Raw genomic sequence first — 20885 nt, forward strand, 5'->3', positions numbered from 1 at the left:
GTGCCCCGGGCCGGCGACGCCGAGCCCGTGTGCCTCGTCGACGACGAGCAGCGCGTCGTGGCGGGCGCACACGTCGACGAGCGCGGTCAGCGGCGCGGCGTCGCCGAGCACCGAGTAGATCGACTCCACGGCCACGATCACGCGCTCCCCGGCCCGCTCCGCCAGGCGCGCGTCGAGATCGTCGGCGTCGGAGTGCCGGAACGTCGCGTAGGGCGCCCGCGACATGCGAGCCGCGTCGTGCAGGGACGCGTGCGCGTGCTCGTCGAGGAGGATCTGCGCCCCCCGCCCGGCGAGCGCGGTGAGGACCCCGAGGTTGGCGGCATACCCGCTGGAGAAGGCGAGCGCCGTCTCCTGCCCCGTCAGCTCGCACAGGGCATCCTCCAGCTGCCGGTGCACGGGCAGGGTGCCGGTCACGACGCGGGACGCCGACGCGGACGCGCCCCACGCCTCGAGGGCCGCCCGGGCGGCGGCGACCACCCGCGCGTCACGCGACAGGCCGAGGTAGTCGTTGGAGGCCAGGTCGACCAGACCCGGTGAGAAGCCGTCGCGCAGCACCGGGTCGGAGCGGACGACGCCTCGCTCGACGCGCAGCTGCTCCCGCTCCCCGAACCAGTCCCGCCACCGGCGGTTCATCCGTGCACCTGCGCGACCGCGCCGACGAGGGCCGTGCCGAGGTCGGCCACGTCGTCGTCGGTGCAGATGTAGGGCGGCATCGTGTAGACGAGGTCGCGGAAGGGCCGCACCCACACGCCCCGCTCGAGGGCGGCGCGGGTCACCGCAGGCACGTCAACCGGCCCGCGGAGCTGGATCACCCCCACCGCTCCGAGCGTGCGGACGTCGCGGACCGAGCCGAGCCCGCGGGCGGCCGCGAGGTGGGTGCGCAGGCCCCGCCCGACCCGCTCCACCTGCTCCTTCCAGCCGGCTTCGACGAGTCCGAGGGAGGCCAGGGCGACGGCGCAGGCGAGCGGGTTCGCCATGAACGTCGGGCCGTGCAAGAGGGCGCGGAAGTCCGATCCCGTGATGGCGGCACCGACCTCGCGGGTCGTCAGCACGGCTGCCAGGCTGACGTAGCCCCCGGTGAGGGCCTTGCCGACGCACACGACGTCGGGAGCGACGTCGGCCCACTCCGAGGCGAAGAGCCGCCCGGTGCGCCCGAAGCCGGTCGCGATCTCGTCCACCACGAGGAGCAGCCCGTGCTCGTCCGCGACGTCGCGCATCGCGCGCAGGCAGTCGGGGTGGTAGGCGTGCATGCCTCCGGCGCCCTGGAGGACCGGCTCGACGATGATCGCGGCAAGCTCGTCCGAGTGCCGGGCGGCGAGGTCGCGCAGCTCGGCTGCCCAGGTCGCGACGGCGACGGGATCGGTCTCCCAGCGCTCCTGACCGGTCTGCTCCTCGACGTCGAGGCGGGCGGCCGGCGGGCGGGGCGCGAAGACCTGTGGCGCCAGGACGCCCGGGAAGGCCGAGTGCATGCCGTCGACGGGGTCGCAGACGCTCATCGCGGCGAAGGTGTCGCCGTGGTAGCCGCCCCGCACCGTGAGGAACCGCTGGCGCCGGGGGCGCCCGGAGGCAGCCTGGAACTGCACGGCCAGCTTCAGCGCGACCTCGACCGACACCGAGCCGGAGTCGGCGAAGAAGACGTGGGCCATCCGGCCCGGGCTGAGCGCCGTGAGCCGCTCCGCGAGCGCGACGGCCGGCTCGTGCGTGAGGCCGCCGAACATCACGTGGCTGAACCGGTCGAGCTGGTCTCGCGCCGCCGCGTCGAGCACGGGGTGGCGGTATCCGTGGACCGCGCACCACCACGACGCCATCGCGTCGAGCACGTCCCACGAGATCCCGTCCTGGCCCGCGAGCGTCAGGCGGGCTCCCGACGCGGCCGAGACGGCATACGGCAGCGGTCCGTCGAGCGGGGCGTAGGGGTGCCACACGAGCCCACGGTCCCGGTTGAGCAGGTCATGCATTGGGCGAGACCGGGGTGCCCGCGCCGCGGCGGCGGATGGACGGCTCCGTCGCCTGCGGAACGGGCGCCGAGGCCGCCACGAGGTCGTCGTCCGAGCCGAGCACGACGAAGCCGCCCTCCCGGATGAGGGCCAGGTCGGCCTCGGCCGCCTGGCCCTCGGACGTGAGGTAGTCCCCGAGGAAGATGGAGTTGGCGACGTGCAGCGCGAGTCCCTGGAGCGAGCGCAGGTGCATCTCCCGTCCACCCGCGATGCGGATCTCCTTGTCCGGGCAGATGAACCGGGCCGCGACGAGGATCTTGAGGCAGCGCAGCGGGGTCAGCTCCCAGGTGCCGGCGAGGGGAGTGCCGTCGAAGGGCATGAGGAAGTTGACCGGGATGGAGTCCGAGCCCAGGGCCCGGAGCGCGAACATCGCCTCGACCAGCTGCTCGTCGGTCTCGCCGAGGCCCGCGATGAGGCCGGAGCACGGCGAGATGCCGGCCGCCTTGACCTTCTCCACGGTGTCGACGCGGTCCGCGTAGGTGTGGGTCGTGACGATGGTGTCGTGGTGGGACTCGGCGGTGTTGAGGTTGTGGTTGTACGCGTCGACGCCGGCCTCGCGGAGCCGGTCGGCCTGGCCGTCCTTGAGCAGGCCGAGGCAGGCGCAGACCTCGACCTGCGGGTGCTCCTCCTTGAGGGCGCCGACCATGGCGGCCACCCGCTCGACGTCGCGGTCAGTCGGCCCGCGGCCGCTGGAGACCAGGCACACGCGGCTCGCCCCGCCGCGCAGGCCCGCCGCTGCGGCCTCGATGGCGTCGTCGGTCCCGAGCCAGCTGTACTTGAGGATCTCCGCGGAGGACCCCAGCCGCTGTGAGCAGTAGCCGCAGTCCTCGGGGCACAGGCCCGACTTGAGGTTGACGAGGTAGTTGACCTTGACGGTGTTGCCGAAGTGCTCGCGCCGGAGCCGCCCGGCGGCCGCCACGGCCGGCAGCACGTCGGCGTCGTCGAGGCGCAGCAGCTCCAGCGCCTGCTCCGGGGTCACCGGCGTGCCGCCCAGGACGGTGTCGGCAAGCTGGTCGAAGGGGGTCATGGCGCTCCTTTGCGGCAGCATTCAACGGCGTTCACTTGAACGCCGTTCAGTATGTCGGCTCGGTACGCTCGGCTGTCAATGACCCGCCCGCACGCCGGACCCAGCTGCCCGAGGAGCCGTCGGTGACCCTGAGCCGAGAGCGGGTCGTCGACACCGCGGTGGCGGTGCTCAGCCGCTACGGGCTCGCCGACCTGTCCATGCGACGCCTGGCGCGGGAGCTCGGGGTGCAGCCCGGGGCGCTCTACTGGCACGTGGCGAGCAAGCAGGAGCTGCTCGTCGAGGTCGCCGACCGCCTGCTGCGGCAGCGGGTGGCCGCCCCGCAGAGCCAGGACCCGGCCGCCGCGGTGCGTGCCCTGGCGGTCGCCATCCGGGCCGCGCTGCTTCGGGTGCCGGACTCCGCCGACGTGGTCGCCCTCGCGTATGCCGTGGACCCGGGCTCCGTCGAGCCGTTGCGCGAGCTGTCGCGGCTCCTGCGCCGGCTCGGCGTCGCCGGGGCGCGACTGGACGCCGCGACGCAGCTGCTCGTCCACCACATCCTGGGCTCGGTCACCGCGGAGCAGAACCGGCGCCAGGCCTCGGCTTCCGACCCCGGACCCGTCGCGGACGCTGGACCGGGGGCCCTCGCCGCCTTCGAGCTGGGCCTCGACGTCATCCTCGACGGCCTGAGGCCCCCACCCTGACGGCGTCTGCGGCCTCATCATGCCCGGGTCGGCGGTGCGCCGCTTCGCGAACCACCGCGGGCCCCCGCCGCTTCGCCCGGGCTGCTGCCCGCGTCGCGGGCTGCGCCTTCGGGCCGGGAATGCTCGCCTGCGAGCAGTCCCTCACCGCAAGCGCAGCCCGAGGATCGGGGCGCAGCTCCCCGGGCAGCCGAGGAGCCCCTTTGCCATGCTGGGACGCGTGCGAGGACGAGCGAGGGAGCCGTGGTGGGGCACGGTGCTCGAAGCGCCGGACGCCCACGCGCTGGCCGACTTCTACTCCCGGCTGCTCGACTGGCCGGTGGCCAAGGAGGAGCCCGGCTGGGTGGTCCTGGCGCCGCCGGACGGCTTCGTCTACCTGGCCTTCCAGCACGCGGACGGCTTCGTGCCGCCGGTGTGGCCGCCGGTCCCCGGAGAGCAGCGGATGACGATGCACCTCGACGTCGAGGTCGAGGACCTGGAGACGTCCGTCGCCGACGCGGTGGCACTGGGGGCCCGCGTCGCCTCCCACCAGCCGCAGGCAAACGTCCGGGTGCTGCTCGACCCCGCGGGCCACCCCTTCTGCCTCTACGTGGACACCTCCACCGGTGACAGCAGCTGATCGATCGCGGCGAGCAGCCTGTGCCGCAGCGCCTGGCCGCGTGCCGAGAACTCGCGCTGGCGGGCGGCATACTGCGCCTTGCCCTCGGCCGTCTCGATCGGCACCGGCTCGTAGCCGAGCTGGCGCAGGTCGTAGGGAGAGGCCTGCATGTCGAGCGCCCGGATGTCGCGGGCGAGCTCGAAGCAGTCCATGACGAGCTCGCTCGGCACCGCGGGGGTCAGCTTGCACGCCCACTTGTAAAGGTCCATGCCGGCGTGCAGGCAGCCCGGCTGCTCCATCGCCGTCTGCGTCTCGCGGGTCGGCAAGAGGACGTTGCGCGGGCGCGCCGCCGGCGTGAAGAAGCGGACCGCGTCGAAGTGCGAGCACACGATCTGGTGCGACTCCACGACGGCGTCCGTGCCCTCGGGTCCGAGCCGCAGAGCCCAGCGCGGGTGGCGCAGCTGCGACGCGTCGAGGCGGTAGACCATGGCCCACTCGTGCAGCCCGAAGCAGCCGAAGCGCGCCGGGCGCCCGGCCGTCTGGGTCAGCAGCTGCCGGACGAACCGGACCGTGTCCCCCCGTGCGGCGAGGAAGGCGGCCACGTCCAGCGTCGTCGCGCCGCCCACGTCGCGATAGAACCGCCGGCTGGCTTCGCCGGCCGGGAAGCCGCCCTCGACGGCAGTGCCGGCGCCCGGGTGCCAGCGCCGGAGCTGGCTCGGCTTCACGGGGTAGTACGTGAAGAGGAAGTCCTCGACGGGGTGCGCCTCACCGCTCCGCCGCCGCGCGAGGTGGCCGCGCGTGGCCGCGTCCACGCGGCCCTCGTGCGCAGCGGCCCGTGCGGCCGCCTCCGATGCCCCGAGAACCCGCACCGCGACAGGGTACGCCGCGTCAGCGCGGCAGCCGGCCGGTGTCGGCGGTGACCTCCACCTCGGCGATGCGTCCCGCCTCGAACCGGTACATGGCGAACTCGTCAGTCGTGACGGTGCGACCGGTGGGGGGACGGCCCTGCCACGCTCCGCCGTGGGTGCCCGTGTCGCAGAGATGAACCGCTAGCCACGGCTCCTCCCAGACGGCACGCCGCAGCTCCCACCGATAGTCGGGAAAGGCGACGCCCACCTTTTCGAGATCGCTGACGTACTCCGCCGACGTGCGCACGCGGCCGTTGACGAGGCACCGGTCGTGAATGAACGACGCAACGCTGGCGAAATCGTGCGCGTTGCACCGGGCGAGATACTGCGCGTAGGCGTCGAGGACCTGGTCCCGGGTGGTCACATCTCATGGTGGCACCCCTGTCGGCGTCGAGCGCTACGGTCAGGATCTCGACAACCCGAAGGAGACCAGATGCCTGCGATCACGCCGTTCTTGTGGTTCGACAACCAGCTCGAGGAGGCACTCGAGTTCTACGCCCGGGTCTTCGGCGACGTCCAGGTCACCGCGCGCTCCCACTACGGACCCGACATGCCAGGGGGTATGCCGCCGGGCTCGCTCATGAGCGCGAGCTTCACCATCGCCGGGAACCCCTTCATGGGCCTCAACGGCGGGCCGCGCGTCACGTTCAACGACGCGGTGTCGTTCTTCGTGGGCTGCACCGACCAGGCCGAGGTCGACCGCTACTGGGACGGCCTGCTCGACGGCGGCACCCCCACGGCCTGCGGCTGGATCACCGACCGGTTCGGGGTCACGTGGCAGATCGTCCCCGACGGCCTCTTCGAGCTGCTCTCGGGCCCGACGCCCGAGGCCGCCCAGCGGGCCACCCAGGCCATGCTCGGGATGCAGAAGCTCGACCTCGAGGCCATCCGCCGCGCGAGCGCGGGGGAGTGACCCGAGCCGCCGAGCGGAGGGGTCGTTAGGCTGCGGCAGTGCGCATCGCGAGGTACACGACCGGGGACGACCCGGCATACGGCATCGTCCAGGGCGACCCCGGCACCGAGGTGATCACCCCCCTCGCCGGCGACCCGCTCTACGTGGGCCTGCAGCCCTCCGGCGCGGGGCCGGTGATGCTCGAGGACGTGCGGCTGCTCGCGCCGGTGATCCCGCGCTCCAAGATCGTGGCCATCGGCAAGAACTACGCCGACCACGCCAGGGAGATGGGGGGCGAGGTCCCCGAGCTGCCGCTGATGTTCTTCAAGCCCAACACCGCCGTCGTCGGCCCCTACGACCCGGTGGTGCTGCCCGCGGGCAGCACCGAGGTCTCCTACGAGGGCGAGCTCGCCGTCGTCATCAAGACCATCACCAAGGGCGTCAAGGCCGAGAACGCGGCCGAGTGCATCTACGGCTACACGGTCGCCAACGACGTCACCGCGCGCGACTGGCAGCGCACCGACGGCCAGTGGGCCCGGGCCAAGGGCTTCGACACCTCCTGCCCGCTCGGCCCGTGGATCGAGACCGAGCTCGACACCGCGGACCTGTCCATCCTCACGACGCTCGACGGCGTCGTGAAGCAGGACGGCACGACCGCCGACATGGTCCACGGCATCGGCGCCATCCTCGAGCACGCCTCGGCCGCCTTCACCCTGCTGCCCGGTGACGTCATCCTCACCGGCACCCCGGCCGGCGTGGGGCTCGTCGAGGCCGGCCAGCAGGTGACGGTGGAGATCCAGGGCATCGGCTCCCTGACCAACACGTTCGTCCGCCGCTGAGCACTAGGGTTGTCGGCACTATGAGCGACACCACCGCGCACTCCCGTCCGCCCGTCAACGACCCGTGGAGTATGCCGTCGGGCTCGGACCAGGTGCAGGTGCAGGCGGCGGCGTCGCCTCGGGTGTCAACGTCCGACGGCATGGGCCCGGTGCGGGCGCGAGTCGCCCCGTCGCCGACGGGCGACCCGCATGTCGGCACGGCATACATGTCGCTCTTCAACCTGGCCTACGTGCGCCAGCAGGGCGGCCAGTTCGTCCTCCGGGTCGAGGACACCGACCGGGTGCGGTTCCGCGAGGACAGTGAGCGCCAGCTCTACGACACGCTCGCGTGGCTCGGCCTGCACTGGGACGAGGGACCCGACATCGGCGGACCGTTCGCGCCCTACCGGCAGTCCGAGCGGCTCGACACCTACCGCCCCTACGTCGAGCGGCTCCTCGCCGAGGGCCACGCCTACCACTGCTGGTGCTCCACGGAGCGCCTCGCCGAGATGCGCGAGATCCAGCAGAAGACCAAGCAGCCCACCGGCTACGACCGGCTCTGTCATGGCAAGACCCGCGAGGAAAGGGCGGCCCTGCCGGGCTTCTCCGAGACCCCGGTCGTGCGCATGCTCATCCCCGACGACGTGCCCCTCGTCTTCGACGACGTCATCCGGGGCAAGGTCTCCGCGCCCCGGCCCGACGACCAGGTCATCCTCAAGGCCGACGGCTTCCCGACCTACCACCTCGCCGTCGTCGTGGACGACCACGAGATGGGCATCACCCACGTCGTGCGCGGGGAGGAGTGGATCAGCTCGACCCCCAAGCACATCCTGCTCTACCGCTGGCTCGGCCTCGAGCCACCGGCCTTCGCCCATATGCCGCTCCTGCGCAACACCGACAAGTCCAAGATCTCCAAGCGCAAGAACCCGGCTGCCCGGCTGACATGGTTCCGCGAGCAGGGCTACCTGCCCGAGGCGCTCGTGAACTTCCTTGCCCTGCTTGCCTACCCGCCGCAGCAGGACGCCGAGGGCAACGACGTCGAGGTGTTCACGTTCGAGGAGTTCAGCGCGACCTTCGACTGGTCCAAGGTCAACCCCATCGGGCCGATCTTCGACCTCAAGAAGCTCGAGTGGCTGAACGGTGTCTACATCCGGGCGCTGCCGGTGGGGGAGTTCGCCTCGCGGCTGCTGCCCTACCTCGAGGCCGAGGGGGTGCTCAGCGGTTCGCCGTCGCTCGGCGAGCTCGGTCGGCTGAAGCTCATCGCCGAGCTCATCCAGACCCGGATCGCCCTCCTCACGGAGGCGCCGGCCCTCGTGCGGCCCTTCTTCGTGCCCGACGAGGAGCTGCAGATCGACGACGACGCGCGCGCCCTGCTCAAGGCCGACGCCGGGCAGGTGCTCGACGCCGCCCTGGCTGTGCTCGACGACCTGGACGACCGCGGGCTGGGCCTGCTCGGCACGGGCAGCGGATGGAGCGCGCCGGCCATCGAGGCGGCCCTGCGCGCGTCCATCGTGGAGGGGCTCGGCATCAAGCCGCGGCTCGCCTTCGGCCCCCTGCGCACCGCCGTCTCCGGGGCCCGGATCTCGCCGCCCCTCTTCGAGTCCATGGAGATTCTCGGCAAGGCCTCCACCCTTCGTCGCCTCCGGTCGCTGCGTGGGTCGGTCTGACGCCCTGGCGACGATCTGGCCGTTGCGGGGGCTGCGCCTGCGCACCGCGCAGCTGCGGCTGCAGGTCATGACCGAGGCGGACCTGGCAACCCTCTGCGCGCTCCTCCCGGACGACGTGGGCCAGGATCCTGCCGCGACGCGGTATGCCGCCCTCGACGACCGCGCCAACCGCTCGGCCGTGCTCGTCCAGTCCTACTGGCGGGCGATGGGCACCTGGTCGCCGCTGGAGTGGAAGCTGCCCTTCGTGGTCCGCCTCCGCGGCGAGGTCGTGGGCGTCCAGTGGCTCGAGGGGTCTGCGTTTCCGACGCGGCGAACGGTGGACTCCGCCTCGTGGCTCGTCCCGGCGGTGCGCGGCCGCGGCGTCGGCAGGCAGATGCGGCAGGCAGTGCTCGCCCTCGCCTTCGGCCCGCTCGGCGCCAGGGCTGCGGTCAGCTCGGCGGTCCTCGGCAACGCCGCCTCGCTCGGGGTGTCCCACGCGCTCGGCTACCGCGACGTCGGCACCGCACCCCTCGGAGACGGTCCGGAGGTGCTCCAGCTGCTGCGCCTCGAGCGGTCTGACTGGCTCGCCCGCCGCGCCGGGGAGGGCGTGGCCGTGGAGGGAGCCGAGGTGTGCCTGCCGCTCTTTGGGCTCGGGTCCGCCTGAGCGGTCCTCGCTGCCCTGCCGGTCACCGACCCAGCAGTCCCTCGACCTCGTCGGCGGCACCGCGGCTCCGAGGCGGACCGCCCGCACGGTGTTGTCACGTTGGTCACGTCCCATGGGCAGGCACACCAGCGGCACGCCGGCGCTGAGCGACTTCAGCACGCTGCCGTGCCCGGCATGCGTGACGACCGCCGCCGCGTCCGCGAGGACCTCGCGGTGCGGGGCGGCCTGCAGGACGCGGACATGAGGTGCGGCCGGCACGTCGGCGGGGTCGACCGCACGCCCGGTCGTGATGACGGCTCGCACGGGCAGGCCGCCGACGGCGGCACTGATCCGGCGAAGCGCCCCCAGCTGGTCCTGGTAGACCGAGCTGAGCGAGACGAGCACGAGGGGAGCCTCACCGGGCGGCCGCCACTGCGCTCCGGAGCTGGTGGCCCAGTCCGGGTCGTCCAGCTGCGGACCGACGTAGCGCACGTTGGGTGGCAGCGCGGGTGTCGCGAAGTCGAACGAGGGGCTTGTCAGCACGAGCACCCGGGCACACCGGTCGAGCGACTCGAAGAGGTCGCCCACGGCAGGCAGCCCGAACGCCGCCCGCGTCGAGTTGAGCCGGGGGAGCGAGCCGGCCAAGCCGCGGCGCAGAGCCGCCCTCGCCACGGAGTCCCTGGCCCTGCCGAGCGCTCCCGCGGGAGGACGCCACCCCGTGCCCATGATCGGCAGCCCGGGCGTGGGCCGCAGGTAGATGTTGGGCATGAGCGCGGCGGTGGGCAGCCCGCTGGCCTCCGCGCCCACGAGGATGCCGGGAACCGCGGCCTCGACGGCGAGGAGGCCGGGCCGGTGCGACTCCACCGCATCGAGCACCTCCCGCGCGAAGAGCGCGGCCGGCCCGAAGAGCAACCGCTCCTTGATGGTCGTGAGCTGCCGCCGCGGCGACCCTCGGTCGAGATCCGCGATGAGGGCGGTCTGCTCCGCCACGGAGTCGACGTGCGGCGCCGATCGCCACGGCAGGAACGCGCACCCGGCCGCCCGAGCGGACGCCTCGACGGTGGGGTCGCCCAGCACGCACACCGCGTGGCCGCGGCGCACGAGCTCGGCGGCGAGCCCCATGTTGGGCGGAAGCGTCCCGCCCCCGTCGATGACGGCCATGAGGACCCGTCCCGGGGTCATGCCTTCAGTATGGTTCCGACCGGGCCGGCGTGAGCGGCATACGGGATTTGGGCGAGTGCGGGTGGGCCGGTAGTATTTCCCTTCGGTTCCCCCCGACGCCCGTCCTCGACGCGCTCAGCGGGAAACCCCTTGGGGTATGGTGTAATTGGCAACACTACGGTTTCTGGTTCCGTCATTCTAGGTTCGAGTCCTGGTACCCCAGCCACGGTCCGCCCCGGTGGGCCGATTCGGAGAAAGCCCCGCCTCGCGGTAAGGTTCTCTCCGTTGTGCCGAGCCTCGCTCGGCCGCCACGTGGCCCCGTTGTGTAGCGGCCTAGCACGCCGCCCTCTCAAGGCGGTAGCGCGGGTTCGAATCCCGTCGGGGCTACCACGTGCGCAAGGCCCGGGCCGTCGCGGTCCGGGCCTTGCTGCGTGTGGCGGCCGACTGCCGGAGGCTGTCAGCCCAAGGCTCGCAGCCGGGGCAGCACGTCCTGGCGGAACTGCTCGAGGAACCGTCCCTGGTCGGCGCCGGGGGCATGCACCACGAGGTGGTTGAAGCCCCAGTCGACATACTGCTTGATCTCCGCCGCGGCGTGCTCGGGGTCGCTCGTGACGATCCAGCGCTTGGCGACCTGCTCGTCGCTCAGCTCGTCCGCGAGGCGCTCCATCTCGACCGGGTCGTCCACGCCGTGCTTCTGCTCGGCCGTGAGGGACAGCGGCGCCCAGAACCGGCAGTTGGTGAGGGCGGTGTCCGGGTCGCGGTCATAGGACAGCTTGATCTCGATCATCCGGTCGAGCTGCTCGCGCGTGCGGCCCGACTTCTCGAGCCCCTCGTCGACGGCGGGCAGCAGCTTGTCCTCGTAGAGCGCGCGGCCCTTGCCTGAGGTGCAGATGAAGCCGTCTCCGGACCGACCGGCATACCGCGCGACCAGGGGTCCCCCGGCCGCCACGTAGACCGGGATGGGCTCGTCGGGACGGTCGTACACCGTCGCGTCGTGGGTGCGGAAGTAGGTGCCCTCGAAGGTCACCCGCTCCTCGGTCCACAGCCGGCGCATCAGGGTCACGGACTCACGCAGCCGGGCGAAGCGCTCCTTGAACTCGGGCCACGGCGAGCCGGCCGCGCCGACGGCCACCTCGTTGAGCGCCTCGCCCGTGCCGATCCCGAGGACGATCCGCCCGGGGTGCAGGGCCCCGAGGGTCCCGAAGGCCTGGGCGACGACCGCCGGGTTGTAGCGGAAGGTCGGCGTCATCACGGAGGTCCCGAGCTGCACCCTCGCGGTGCGCTCGCCGGCGGCGGCCAGCCACGACATGGCGAAGGGGGCATGTCCCGCTTGGTGCCGCCACGGCTGGAAGTGGTCCGAGATGAAGACCGAGTCGAGCCCGCACTGCTCCGCCTGCACGGCATACTCCAGCAGCTCCCGAGGGCCGAACTGCTCCGCTGACGCCTTCCAGCCGATCTTGAGCACGCGCGTCTCCTTCGTCGTGGTGGTGCGGCCAGCCTAGAGCCGGGTCACCAGTGGACGACGACCCTGTCCCCGACCCGCGTCTCGGCGTAGAGCCGCGTGATGCCGGCCCAGCTGCGGACGTTGACGCACCCGTGCGAGGCGCCGGCGTAGCCGAGGCGGGCGAAGTTGGACGAGTAGTGCACCGCCTGGCCCCCGCTGAAGAACATGGAGTAGGGCATGGGCGTGTGGTAGATCGTCGAGATGACGTCCTTCTTCTTCCACGAGATGGCGAAGACGCCCTCGCGGGTCGGCAGCTCGTCACTGCCGAACCGCACGTCCATCGAGTACTGAGGTATGCCGTCGACGACCCACGTGAGCGTGTTGGTCCCCTTGCTGACGCACACGGCGCGACCCGTGAGGCAACGCGCGTCGACGTCCCAGCGCGCGGCGGCGGCCGGCTTGGGCACCGGTCGGGGCCGCACGTTGGCCAGCTCGTCGGCCGTCGGCAGGCGCGTCATGGCGACGAGCCGGGCCCTCGTCTGCACGTCGAACGTGCCCGTCGCGGACAGGCCGCGCCGGCCCTGGAAGCCCGCCACGGCGCTCGTCGTGCGGGAGCCGTAGGAGCCCGTGACGTCGCCCTCCCACCAGCCGATCTGGCGCAGCCGGGCCTGCAGCCCCCGGACCGCGGCGCCGGTGTCGCCCGCCCGCAGGAGCACGGCCGGCGCGGCCCTGCGTGCGGTCATGGCGGCCTTGGGAGCTCGAGCTGCGGGCGTGGTAGCGGCTGCGTCCGCCGCAGGACGGGGGGCGGACGAGGCGGCGCGTGGGACCCCGCCGGCGTTGCCGGACGTGGGCCGGCTGCTCCGAGCCGAGGCCGTGGACGAGGCCGGCGTCGTCGGCGACACGGCGTTCGGCGACGTCGTGTCCGGGGAGGTGGCAGGGGCGCCAGCGGTCGGCACGACGGTCGGTGCCGTGGACCCGGCGGGGACGGAGGTGCAGGCCGCCGCGAGGACGGTCACCAGGCCCGCACCCACGGCCGCTGGCCACCTGCGACGTTCGCTCGCGAGACCCGCCTCCTGCGCCATGGTGCTCCCTCCGGCCGTGCGGTGCTGTCCTGCCATGGTGACGCGCGAGCGTGTCCCGCGCGTTGACGTTCGCCGAAGGCGGACAGCGGAGCGGTCAGGAGGAGGGCTGCTGCTGTTGCTGCATCGCGTGGTGCCGGCGCAGCACCTCGGTGAGCTTGTTCGCGCCGGCGACCACCGTCGCGGCGTGCAGGCGACCCGGTTGGCGCGAGAGCCGCTCGATCGGGCCCGAGATCGACACCGCCGCGACGACCCGGCCGGACGGTCCCCGCACGGGGGCGGAGACCGACGCGACGCCCGGCTCCCGCTCCGCGACGCTCTGTGCCCAGCCGCGGCGCCGCACCCCGGAGAGGGCGGTCGCGGTGAAGGCCGCGCCCTGCAGGCCGCGGTGCAGCCGGTCCGGCTCCTCCCAGGCGAGCAGGACCTGCGCCGCCGAGCCGGCCAGCATCGACAGGGTGGCGCCGACGGGGATGGAGTCGCGCAGACCGACCGGCCGCTCGGCCGCGGCGACGCAGATGCGCTGGTCGCCCTGGCGCCGGAAGAGCTGAGCGCTCTCGTTCGTGTGGTCGCGCAGCGCCCCGAGGACCGGCCCGGCGGCGGCGAGCAGCCGGTCCTCACCCGCGGCCGAGGCGAGCTCACCGAGGCGCGGGCCGAGAACGAACCGGCCCTGCATGTCCCGCGAGACGAGGCGGTGGTGCTCGAGGGCCACCGCGAGGCGGTGCGCGGTGGGCCGGGCCAAGCCGGTGGCCCCTACGAGCTGCGCGAGGGTCGCTGGACCGGCCTCGAGCGCGCCGAGCACGGTGGCGGCCTTGTCGAGGACGCCGACTCCACTAGAGTTGTCCATGCAATGATATTGACGTCTCAGGCACTGAGACGTCAATCCGGGCGTGGAACAAAAGGTCCACGCTGGGGAGGAAGCGACGTCGCGGAGGAGCGCTGGCCCGTCCGCGCGCCGGCCACCAGCGACAGCGGAGGATGGACATGGCAGGCACTCTTGCCGAGAAGGTGTGGGACGCACACGTCGTGCGCCGTGCCGAGGGTGAGCCGGATCTGCTCTACATCGACCTCCACCTCCTCCACGAGGTGACGAGCCCGCAGGCCTTCGACGGCCTGCGACTCGCCGGGCGGCCGGTCCGGCGTCCCGACCTGACCCTCGCCACCGAGGACCACAACGTGCCCACGACGCCGGGGCCGATCACGGACCCGGTCTCCAAGGTGCAGGTGGAGACGCTCCGGCGCAACTGCGAGGAGTTCGGTGTGCGCCTCTATCCCATGGGCGACGCCGAGCAGGGCATCGTGCACGTGGTCGGCCCCCAGCTCGGGCTCACCCAGCCGGGCATGACGGTCGTCTGCGGCGACAGCCACACCTCGACGCATGGCGCGTTCGGTGCCCTGGCCTTCGGCATCGGCACGTCCGAGGTGGAGCATGTCCTCGCCACCCAGACGCTGCCGCTCAAGCCCTTCCGGACGCTCGCCGTCAACGTGCGTGGCCGACTCGCCGACGGGGTGACCGCCAAGGACATCATCCTCGCGCTCATCGCCCAGATCGGCACGGCCGGTGGCCAGGGCTACGTCATCGAGTACCGCGGCGAGGCCATCGAGGCCCTGTCGATGGAGGCGCGGATGACGGTCTGCAACATGTCCATCGAGGCCGGTGCGCGCGCCGGCATGATCGCCCCCGACGACGTCACCTTCGACTACCTCGCCGGTCGCCCGCACGCTCCTCACGGCGCCGACTGGGACGCCGCCGTGAAGGAGTGGCGCACGCTGCGCAGCGACGACGACGCCGTCTTCGACGCCGAGGTCGACATCGACGCCTCCAGCCTCACGCCCTTCGTCACGTGGGGCACCAACCCGGGACAGGGCCTTCCGCTCGACGCGAGCGTGCCCGACCCGGAGTCCTTCGCCGACGAGAGCGAGCGTCTCGCCGCCGCGAACGCCCTCGCCTACATGGGCCTCGAGCCGGGGACCCGACTGCGCGACATCAAGGTCGACACGGTCTTCATCGGCTCGTGCACCAACGGACGCATCGAGGACCTGCGTGCCGCCGCGGCCGTCGTCCGGGGACACCACGTCGCCGAGGGGGTGCGGATGCTCGTCGTGCCCGGATCCGCCAGGGTCCGTCTCCAGGCAGAGGCCGAGGGGCTCGACCAGGTCTTCCGCGACGCGGGGGCCGAGTGGCGGCTGGCAGGGTGCTCGATGTGCCTCGGCATGAACCCCGACACGCTGGCGCCGGGTGAGCGCAGCGCCTCGACGTCGAACCGCAACTTCGAGGGGCGTCAGGGCAAGGGCGGGCGCACCCACCTCGTCAGCCCGCTGGTGGCGGCGGCGACCGCGGTCCGGGGCACGCTCGCCGCCCCCGCCGACCTCACCTCGCGCGTGCACCAGGAGGCCTGAGCCATGGAACCGTTCCAGACCCACACCGGCATCGGCGTGCCGCTGCGCCGCAGCAACGTCGACACCGACCAGATCATCCCGGCGGAGTACCTCAAGCGCGTGACGCGCAGCGGCTTCGAGGACGGGCTCTTCGCCGCTTGGCGCAAGGACCCCTCCTTCGTCCTCAACAACCCGCGGTATGCCGCCGGCTCGGTCCTCGTGGCCGGCCCGGACTTCGGCACAGGCTCGAGCCGCGAGCACGCCGTGTGGGCGCTGATGAACTACGGCTTCCGCGTCGTCATCTCCTCCCGCTTCGCCGACATCTTCCGCGGCAACAGCGGCAAGCAGGGCCTGCTCACCGGCGTCGTGTCCCAGGACGACGTCGAGCTGCTCTGGAAGTACCTCGAGAACAACCCGGGGGCCGAGGTGACCGTCGACCTGGTGTCCCGGACCGTGACCGCCGGTGAGATCGTCGCGCCCTTCGACGTCGACGACTACACCCGTTGGCGGCTGCTCGAGGGCCTCGATGACATCGGCCTGACGTTGCGCCACGAGGACGCGGTCACCGCCTACGAGGCCACCCGCCCGTCGCACAAGCCGGTCACGACCCCTTCCTGACGCCCGGAATCCCTTGTGCCGCAAGGGATTGCATCTCTGGCGACCGGCACTGGCGCCGTGGTGGGCCGTTTCCGGTGAGCCGTCATGAGCCCGCGGACCCAGTGGAAAGTCATTGCGACACAATGAAAAGGGTCCGCCGGGTGATGGACGAGGGGCCGCTGGCGTCCTAACGTCGGAGACGAACCGGATCTTTCCGGACCCACCGTCGGGTCGTCCAACCCGACAGTCCACTGGAGGGGAAGACGTGAACAAGGCCGAACTGATCGATGCTCTTGAGGCGAAACTCGGAAACAAGCGGGCCGCGACCGATGCGCTGGACGCCTTGCTCGACGTCGTCATCCGGGAGGTGGCGCGGGGAGGCAAGGTCGGCATCACCGGCTTCGGCACCTTCGAGCGGGCCGACCGTCGGGCCCGGACGGGACGAAACCCGAAGACCGGTGTGTCCGTGAAGATCAAGAAGACCCGGGTCCCGAAGTTCCGCCCGGGCACCAACTTCAAGGAGGTCGTCTCCGGCGCCAAGAAGCTCGGCAAGAACGAGCTCGCCGCAAGCCGGGCGACCGCCGGCTCCGCCGCGCGCGCCGGTTCGGCGGCCACACCGGCTGTGAAGACGGCGGCGACCAAGACCGCTGCGACCAAGACCGCTGCGACCAAGACGGCTGCCACCAAGACCGCTGCCACCAAGACCGCTGCCACCAAGGCGGCTGCCACCAAGACGGCTGCCACCAAGGCCGCTGCGACCAAGACGGCTGCGACCAAGGCCGCGAAGAGCACGCCCGCCAAGACGGCCACGAAGCGGTCTGGCGGTGTCGCCGCGGCGACGAGCGGCACGTCCGCCGCCCGATCGACGACGCCGAGGAGCGCGGCAGCGAGCAAGCGGGCGGCGAGCACGTCCGCATCCACGGCGGGCGCCCCGGCCTCGACCGGCAGCGCGCCGCGCAAGACCGCGACGAAGGCGGCCTCGTCGGGCGCCACAGCCAAGAAGGCCAGCACCCGCAAGGCCGCCGCCGGGCGCTGAGAGCAGCGCCAGCGGGTTCAGCGGATCTGTTGGCCCTCGCCGATGCCCACGATGTGCAGGGCGGTGACCCGGTCGGCGCTGACGTCGATGGTGACGCGCTGACCGGGTCGGAGCAGGCGCAGCCCACTGCCGGCGAGGGCCTCTGCGTCGAAGGGCAGCTCGCTGCCGTCGTCGCGCAGCACGCTCCCCGTGCCGGTGCCTTCGTCGTAGCGGTGGACGGTCGCCTGCATGTGGCGAAATCTAGTGGCTGTCGTCGCGACCGGCTCGGTGACCGGCGCCTCGAGGACGCCCCCGACGACCGCATCGAGGGCCGAGCGCGTGGCGGGACCCAGCCCGAGCCGCACCGCTGCGGCCAGCGACTGCTCGTCGTCGACGTCGGTGCGCAGTCGCGGGAGGTCGAGGTCGAGACGCGCCGCACCGTCGGCGGCGTGGGCGGCCGCGCTCCCCACGCCGAAACGAGGGACGAACGACCGTCCGCAGCGCAGGACGGTGCCGGTCCCGTCCGCGTCGGGCACGAAGGACTGCTCGTGCTGTTCCGCCGCGACCAGGGCGGCCGCCAGGTCAGCTGGACGCAGCGCGGGGAGATCGCCGAGGAGTGCGGCATACGGCCCGGGGAGGGCCAGGGAACCCAAGGCCGCCGAGATCGCCTCGTTGAGCCCGCGGCCGGGATCGTCCACGACGATTGCCCCGGCGGCCGCCCACGACGTGGCGAGCGGCCGGTCCGCGGTGACGAGGACGAGGCGCTGCGCCCCCACGACGGAGGCGGCGGCGCGCACCGTGTCGTCGGCGATCGCCCTGGTGAGCCGCTCGCGGTCCGGGCCCGCGGCCGCGGCCAGTCGCGACTTGCCGACTCGGGCGTCCTTGACCGGCACGACAACCCACCACGGGCGGCTGGGGCTGGAGGAGGCGCTCATGCTGGCGCCAACTCTCGCACCCGCCGCCCGCCTGCTCGACACCGGGCCATGCGGTGGACAAGATGAGGCGTCCGGCTGTTATCGCGACCGTGCCGTCCGGCACCAGGAGGTCCTCGACGTGAGCAGGTCGCGCGCACAGCGCTTGCCCCTGGCCTATCGAGCCGTGGCGTTCCTGCTGCGTCCGCTGCTCCTCCTCGTGACGAGGCGCGACTGGCGTGGCGTCGAAAGCCTGCCCGCGCAGGGCGGCTGCGTGGTCTCCCCGAACCACGTGTCGTATGCCGACCCCCTCGTCTTTGCGCACTTCCTCTACGACAGCGGCCGTCCGCCGTACTTCCTCGCCAAGGACAGCCTCTTCCGCATCCCGCTCGTCGGCGTGATCCTCAAGCGGGCCGGCCAGATTCCCGTCTACCGCAACACCGCCGGTGCGGCTGGGGCCTACCGCGCCGCCGTGGCCGCGGTCGGCGCCGGCAAGGCGGTGGCGATCTTCCCAGAGGGCACGATCACCCGGGACCCCGACCTGTGGCCCATGCGGGGCAAGACGGGCGCCGCCCGCGTGGCGCTCGAGACGCAGTGCCCGCTCATCCCAGTGGCCCAATGGGGAGCCCAGGACATCCTCGAGCCCTACGGCCGCCGGCTCCGGCTGCTGCCACGCAAGACGATCCGGATGTCCGCCGGCCCGGCCGTGGACCTCAGCGACCTCTATGGCCTGCCCATCGACGCGCGGGTGCTGCGCATCGCGACGGACCGGCTCATGGACCGGATCACCGCCCAGCTGGCCGAGCTTCGCGGGGAACCGGCGCCTCCCGAGCGGTTCGACCCTTCGGCGCGTGGAGGCATCGAGGCCGCCGGGGTCGCCGACCCCGGTGAGATCCCGGACGTCGGTGAAATCCCGGACGTCGGCGAACTCGCCGAACCGACAAGCCCGGACGCCGAGGACGAGCGCCCATGACGAGAGTTGCCGTCATGGGGACGGGCAGCTGGGGCACGGCCTTCGCCTCGATCCTCGCCGACGCGGGGTGCACGGTGCGCATGTGGGCCCGGAGGCAGGAGGTGGCCGACCAGATCAACTCCGGACGCAACCTCGACTACCTGCCAGACCTGGACCTGCCACCGGTCGTCACCGCCACCACGGATCCCGCGAGCGCGTGCGAGGGCAGCGACATCGTCGTCATCGCGGTGCCGTCACAGACGCTGCGCCCCAACCTCGCCGCGTGGGGTGGCGCCATCCCCCGCGACTCGGCGGTCGTGTCGCTGCTCAAGGGTGTCGAGCTCGGCACGACGAAGCGAATGAGCGAGGTCATCGCCGAGGTGGGCGGCGTCGACCCGCACCGCATCGTCGTGGTGTCGGGCCCCAACCTCGCGAAGGAGATCGCCGCCCGCCAGCCCGCTGGCAGCGTCGTCGCGTGCGTCGACCCCCAGACCGCTGAACTGGTCGCCCTCGCGTGCGCGACGCCCTCCTTCCGCCCCTACACCGACACCGACGTGGTCGGCACGGAACTCTGCGGGGCCACGAAGAACGTCGTGGCGCTCGCCGTCGGCATGGCCGAGGGCCTCGGCTTCGGAGACAACACCAAGGCGACGATCATCACCCGGGGGCTCGCCGAGACCACGCGCCTGGGCCTCGCGCTCGGCGCGGACCCGCGCACCTTCCTCGGCCTCGCGGGCGTCGGTGACCTCATCGCCACGTGCATGTCGCCGTTGTCGCGCAACCACTCCTTCGGGGTGCGCCTCGGATCCGGCATGGCGGTCCAGGACGTCGTCGCGACGACCAAGCAGACCGCCGAGGGGGTCAAGTCCTGTGAGTCGATCCTCCTCCTCGCCCAGCACCACGGCGTGGAGGTGCCGATCGTCGAGCAGGTCGTCGCGGTGGTCCGCGACGGGATGCCGGCGAGCGATGTGGCGGGCAAGCTCATGTCCCGCGACCTCAAGGCCGAGAAGCACTGACCTCGCACAGCGCGCGGTCGAGGTCGCGCCAGAGGTCCTCGACGTGCTCGATGCCCACGGACAGGCGCAGCAGGTTCTCCGGCACGCCGAGCGGCTCCGAGGGGTGGCGCCGCCGCCGCTCGAGCTGGGACTCGACCCCGCCGAGGCTCGTCGAGTGCAGCCACAGCGTGGTGGCGGCGCACACCCGCTCGGCAGCGGCGGCGTCACCCGCCACGTCGATCGCGAGCATGGCGCCGGACCCCGGGTAACGCACCCGCTCTACGAAGGCGTGGTCCGCGAGGCGACGCGCGAGCTCGGCAGCGCTCGCCGAGGCGCGCTCGAAACGCAGGGCGAGGGTCCGCAGGCCCCGCAGTGCCAGGTAGACCTCCAGAGGGCCGGCGATCGCCCCATGCAGGGTGCGGTGCAGCCGCAGCCGCTCGCCGATCGCCTGCCCCCGCGCGTCGGTGCCCACGACGGTCGCGCCGAGGACGACGTCAGAGTGCCCCGCGAGGTACTTCGTCACCGAGTGCACGACGACGTCGGCCCCCAGGGTGAGCGGGCGGCACAGGAGCGGGGTGGGCAGCGTGTTGTCGACGACGCTCGGGACGCCGCGCTCGCGGGCGGCGCCGAGCACCACCGGCAGGTCGATGACGTCCATGAGCGGATTCGTCGGCGACTCGAGCCAGACGAGGTCGGCCCGTGCGAGGTCGTCGAGGAAGCCGGCGGTGTCGGTGGCGTGCCGCCGCAGGACCGTGCCGCCCGACGCCTCGAAGGCGGTGAGCAGGTCCCACGTGCCGTTGTAGGTCTGGTCCGGCGCGAGCACCGTGCCGGCGGGCGGGACGAGGGAGAGCGCCGCCGAGATGGCTCCCATCCCCGAGGCGTGCACCAGTGCCCGGCCACCCTCGAGCCCGCCGAGCACCTCCTCGAAGGCCGTCCACGTGGGGTTGCCCACGCGGGCGTAGTTGACCGGGCCGTCCGCGGCATACGTCGAGGTGAGCTCCACCGCCGGGTTGACCGAGGCACCCGGCTGCCGGGCGGGCCGGCCCGCGCCCACGAGGTAGCTGTCGACGTGCACGTCGGTCGGCGAGAGGTGCGGCCCGGGGTCGTCGCTCACCGCGCCAGCCTACGAGGGCGGGTCGGCGCGCCGGG

At 72.6% G+C, this 20885-nt stretch carries 21 protein-coding genes, 2 tRNA genes and 1 pseudogene; 13 read left to right on the forward strand and 11 right to left on the reverse strand.

Features of this window, described 5'->3' with window-relative positions:
- From VFJ94_RS11935 to bioB, 3 genes are all read right to left on the reverse strand, one after another.
- The coding region (locus tag VFJ94_RS11935; protein ID WP_325004434.1) for an aminotransferase class I/II-fold pyridoxal phosphate-dependent enzyme at window positions 1-633 on the reverse strand (633 nt) is incomplete at its 3' end.
- Window positions 630-1958, reverse strand: a complete 1329-nt coding sequence (gene bioA / locus VFJ94_RS11940) for an adenosylmethionine--8-amino-7-oxononanoate transaminase (RefSeq protein ID WP_325004435.1) — start codon at window positions 1956-1958, stop codon at window positions 630-632. The genes VFJ94_RS11935 and bioA, both read right to left, overlap by 4 nt.
- A complete protein-coding gene (gene bioB / locus VFJ94_RS11945) occupies window positions 1951-3024 on the reverse strand; it encodes a biotin synthase BioB (protein ID WP_325004436.1) in 1074 nt (357 codons plus the stop codon). Before bioB ends, bioA begins: the two co-directional genes overlap by 8 nt.
- Before the next feature lie 122 nt (window positions 3025-3146).
- Between bioB and VFJ94_RS11950 the strand changes: the two genes are divergently transcribed.
- The gene (locus VFJ94_RS11950) at window positions 3147-3704 is read left to right on the forward strand and encodes a TetR family transcriptional regulator (RefSeq protein ID WP_325004437.1); all 558 of its coding nucleotides are present in this window, start codon (window positions 3147-3149) and stop codon (window positions 3702-3704) included.
- Between the two features lie 217 nt (window positions 3705-3921).
- Window positions 3922-4320 (forward strand): VOC family protein, encoded by a 399-nt coding sequence (locus VFJ94_RS11955; protein WP_325004438.1) that lies wholly within the window; start codon window positions 3922-3924, stop codon window positions 4318-4320.
- Here VFJ94_RS11955 and VFJ94_RS11960 read toward each other — a convergent pair.
- Window positions 4287-5168, reverse strand: a complete 882-nt coding sequence (locus VFJ94_RS11960) for a 3-methyladenine DNA glycosylase (RefSeq protein ID WP_325004439.1) — start codon at window positions 5166-5168, stop codon at window positions 4287-4289. The two genes, VFJ94_RS11955 and VFJ94_RS11960, sit on opposite strands and share 34 nt — an antisense overlap.
- Before the next feature lie 19 nt (window positions 5169-5187).
- A complete protein-coding gene (locus VFJ94_RS11965; RefSeq protein WP_325004440.1) occupies window positions 5188-5571 on the reverse strand; it encodes an ester cyclase in 384 nt (127 codons plus the stop codon).
- 69 nt (window positions 5572-5640) lie between these two features.
- Between VFJ94_RS11965 and VFJ94_RS11970 the strand changes: the two genes are divergently transcribed.
- The 4 genes from VFJ94_RS11970 (at window position 5641) to VFJ94_RS11985 (ending at window position 9227) form a co-directional block, all read left to right on the forward strand.
- On the forward strand, window positions 5641-6120 hold the full coding sequence (locus VFJ94_RS11970) for a VOC family protein (protein WP_325004441.1): 480 nt from the start codon (window positions 5641-5643) through the stop codon (window positions 6118-6120).
- A gap of 38 nt (window positions 6121-6158) precedes the next feature.
- Entirely contained in the window at window positions 6159-6938 is a 780-nt protein-coding gene (locus tag VFJ94_RS11975) for a fumarylacetoacetate hydrolase family protein (RefSeq protein ID WP_325004442.1), read from the forward strand.
- Between the two features lie 206 nt (window positions 6939-7144).
- A complete protein-coding gene (gltX, locus tag VFJ94_RS11980) occupies window positions 7145-8584 on the forward strand; it encodes a glutamate--tRNA ligase (RefSeq protein ID WP_414654606.1) in 1440 nt (479 codons plus the stop codon).
- Window positions 8571-9227, forward strand: coding sequence for a GNAT family protein (locus VFJ94_RS11985; protein ID WP_325004443.1), 657 nt, complete (start codon window positions 8571-8573; stop codon window positions 9225-9227). The genes gltX and VFJ94_RS11985 overlap by 14 nt, the downstream gene beginning before the upstream one ends.
- A gap of 69 nt (window positions 9228-9296) precedes the next feature.
- On the opposite strand, the pseudogene VFJ94_RS16550 reads toward VFJ94_RS11985, so the two are convergent.
- Window positions 9297-10388 (reverse strand): annotated as a pseudogene (locus VFJ94_RS16550) (glycosyltransferase); the annotation flags it as partial.
- Window positions 10389-10518: 130 nt separating this feature from the next.
- Between VFJ94_RS16550 and VFJ94_RS11990 the strand changes: the two are divergent.
- Window positions 10519-10593 (forward strand) — tRNA-Gln (locus VFJ94_RS11990).
- A gap of 88 nt (window positions 10594-10681) precedes the next feature.
- Window positions 10682-10757 (forward strand) — tRNA-Glu (locus VFJ94_RS11995).
- Between the two features lie 67 nt (window positions 10758-10824).
- Here VFJ94_RS11995 and fgd read toward each other — a convergent pair.
- From fgd to VFJ94_RS12010, 3 genes are all read right to left on the reverse strand, one after another.
- Window positions 10825-11832, reverse strand: a complete 1008-nt coding sequence (gene fgd / locus VFJ94_RS12000) for a glucose-6-phosphate dehydrogenase (coenzyme-F420) (protein WP_325004444.1) — start codon at window positions 11830-11832, stop codon at window positions 10825-10827.
- A gap of 44 nt (window positions 11833-11876) precedes the next feature.
- On the reverse strand, window positions 11877-12554 hold the full coding sequence (locus VFJ94_RS12005) for a L,D-transpeptidase family protein (RefSeq protein ID WP_325004445.1): 678 nt from the start codon (window positions 12552-12554) through the stop codon (window positions 11877-11879).
- A 433-nt stretch (window positions 12555-12987) separates the two neighbouring features.
- Window positions 12988-13734, reverse strand: coding sequence for an IclR family transcriptional regulator (locus VFJ94_RS12010; protein WP_325004446.1), 747 nt, complete (start codon window positions 13732-13734; stop codon window positions 12988-12990).
- 137 nt (window positions 13735-13871) lie between these two features.
- Between VFJ94_RS12010 and leuC the strand changes: the two genes are divergently transcribed.
- From leuC to VFJ94_RS12025, 3 genes are all read left to right on the forward strand, one after another.
- Complete coding sequence (leuC, locus tag VFJ94_RS12015; RefSeq protein ID WP_325004447.1) at window positions 13872-15287, forward strand: 3-isopropylmalate dehydratase large subunit; 1416 nt, start codon at window positions 13872-13874, stop codon at window positions 15285-15287.
- Window positions 15288-15290: 3 nt separating this feature from the next.
- Window positions 15291-15884 carry a 3-isopropylmalate dehydratase small subunit gene (gene leuD / locus VFJ94_RS12020; RefSeq protein WP_325004448.1) on the forward strand — a complete coding sequence of 198 codons (594 nt, stop codon included), beginning with the start codon at window positions 15291-15293 and terminating at the stop codon, window positions 15882-15884.
- Window positions 15885-16128: 244 nt separating this feature from the next.
- A complete protein-coding gene (locus tag VFJ94_RS12025; protein ID WP_325004449.1) occupies window positions 16129-16899 on the forward strand; it encodes an HU family DNA-binding protein in 771 nt (256 codons plus the stop codon).
- Window positions 16900-16916: 17 nt separating this feature from the next.
- Here the strand turns inward: VFJ94_RS12025 and cofC are convergent, their stop codons facing one another.
- Complete coding sequence (gene cofC, locus VFJ94_RS12030) at window positions 16917-17813, reverse strand: 2-phospho-L-lactate guanylyltransferase (RefSeq protein WP_325004450.1); 897 nt, start codon at window positions 17811-17813, stop codon at window positions 16917-16919.
- On the opposite strand from cofC, the gene VFJ94_RS12035 reads away from it, so the two are divergent.
- Window positions 17812-18762 carry a lysophospholipid acyltransferase family protein gene (locus VFJ94_RS12035; protein WP_325004451.1) on the forward strand — a complete coding sequence of 317 codons (951 nt, stop codon included), beginning with the start codon at window positions 17812-17814 and terminating at the stop codon, window positions 18760-18762. The genes cofC and VFJ94_RS12035 overlap by 2 nt on opposite strands.
- Window positions 18759-19757 (forward strand): NAD(P)H-dependent glycerol-3-phosphate dehydrogenase, encoded by a 999-nt coding sequence (locus VFJ94_RS12040; RefSeq protein ID WP_325004452.1) that lies wholly within the window; start codon window positions 18759-18761, stop codon window positions 19755-19757. The genes VFJ94_RS12035 and VFJ94_RS12040 overlap by 4 nt, the downstream gene beginning before the upstream one ends.
- Here the strand turns inward: VFJ94_RS12040 and VFJ94_RS12045 are convergent.
- On the reverse strand, window positions 19738-20850 hold the full coding sequence (locus VFJ94_RS12045; protein ID WP_325004453.1) for a trans-sulfuration enzyme family protein: 1113 nt from the start codon (window positions 20848-20850) through the stop codon (window positions 19738-19740). The two genes, VFJ94_RS12040 and VFJ94_RS12045, sit on opposite strands and share 20 nt — an antisense overlap.
- Window positions 20851-20885: the final 35 nt, after the last annotated feature.

It is taken from the genome of Intrasporangium sp. (assembly GCF_035688975.1).
Lineage (GTDB): Bacteria > Actinomycetota > Actinomycetes > Actinomycetales > Dermatophilaceae > CALMNV01.

Bases quoted from the DNA above. Each gene is read 5' to 3' on its own strand.
- bioA (WP_325004435.1), bottom strand. From the start codon at position 1,958: ATGCATGACCTGCTCAACCGGGACCGTGGGCTCGTGTGGCACCCCTAC.
- bioB (WP_325004436.1), bottom strand. From the start codon at position 3,024: ATGACCCCCTTCGACCAGCTTGCCGACACCGTCCTGGGCGGCACGCCG.
- VFJ94_RS11970 (WP_325004441.1), top strand. From the start codon at position 5,641: ATGCCTGCGATCACGCCGTTCTTGTGGTTCGACAACCAGCTCGAGGAG.
- gltX (WP_414654606.1), top strand. From the start codon at position 7,145: ATGTCGCTCTTCAACCTGGCCTACGTGCGCCAGCAGGGCGGCCAGTTC.
- VFJ94_RS12005 (WP_325004445.1), bottom strand. From the start codon at position 12,554: ATGACCGCACGCAGGGCCGCGCCGGCCGTGCTCCTGCGGGCGGGCGAC.
- VFJ94_RS12010 (WP_325004446.1), bottom strand. From the start codon at position 13,734: ATGGACAACTCTAGTGGAGTCGGCGTCCTCGACAAGGCCGCCACCGTG.
- leuC (WP_325004447.1), top strand. From the start codon at position 13,872: ATGGCAGGCACTCTTGCCGAGAAGGTGTGGGACGCACACGTCGTGCGC.
- leuD (WP_325004448.1), top strand. From the start codon at position 15,291: ATGGAACCGTTCCAGACCCACACCGGCATCGGCGTGCCGCTGCGCCGC.
- VFJ94_RS12035 (WP_325004451.1), top strand. From the start codon at position 17,812: ATGCTGGCGCCAACTCTCGCACCCGCCGCCCGCCTGCTCGACACCGGG.
- cofC (WP_325004450.1), bottom strand. From the start codon at position 17,813: ATGAGCGCCTCCTCCAGCCCCAGCCGCCCGTGGTGGGTTGTCGTGCCG.
- VFJ94_RS12040 (WP_325004452.1), top strand. From the start codon at position 18,759: ATGACGAGAGTTGCCGTCATGGGGACGGGCAGCTGGGGCACGGCCTTC.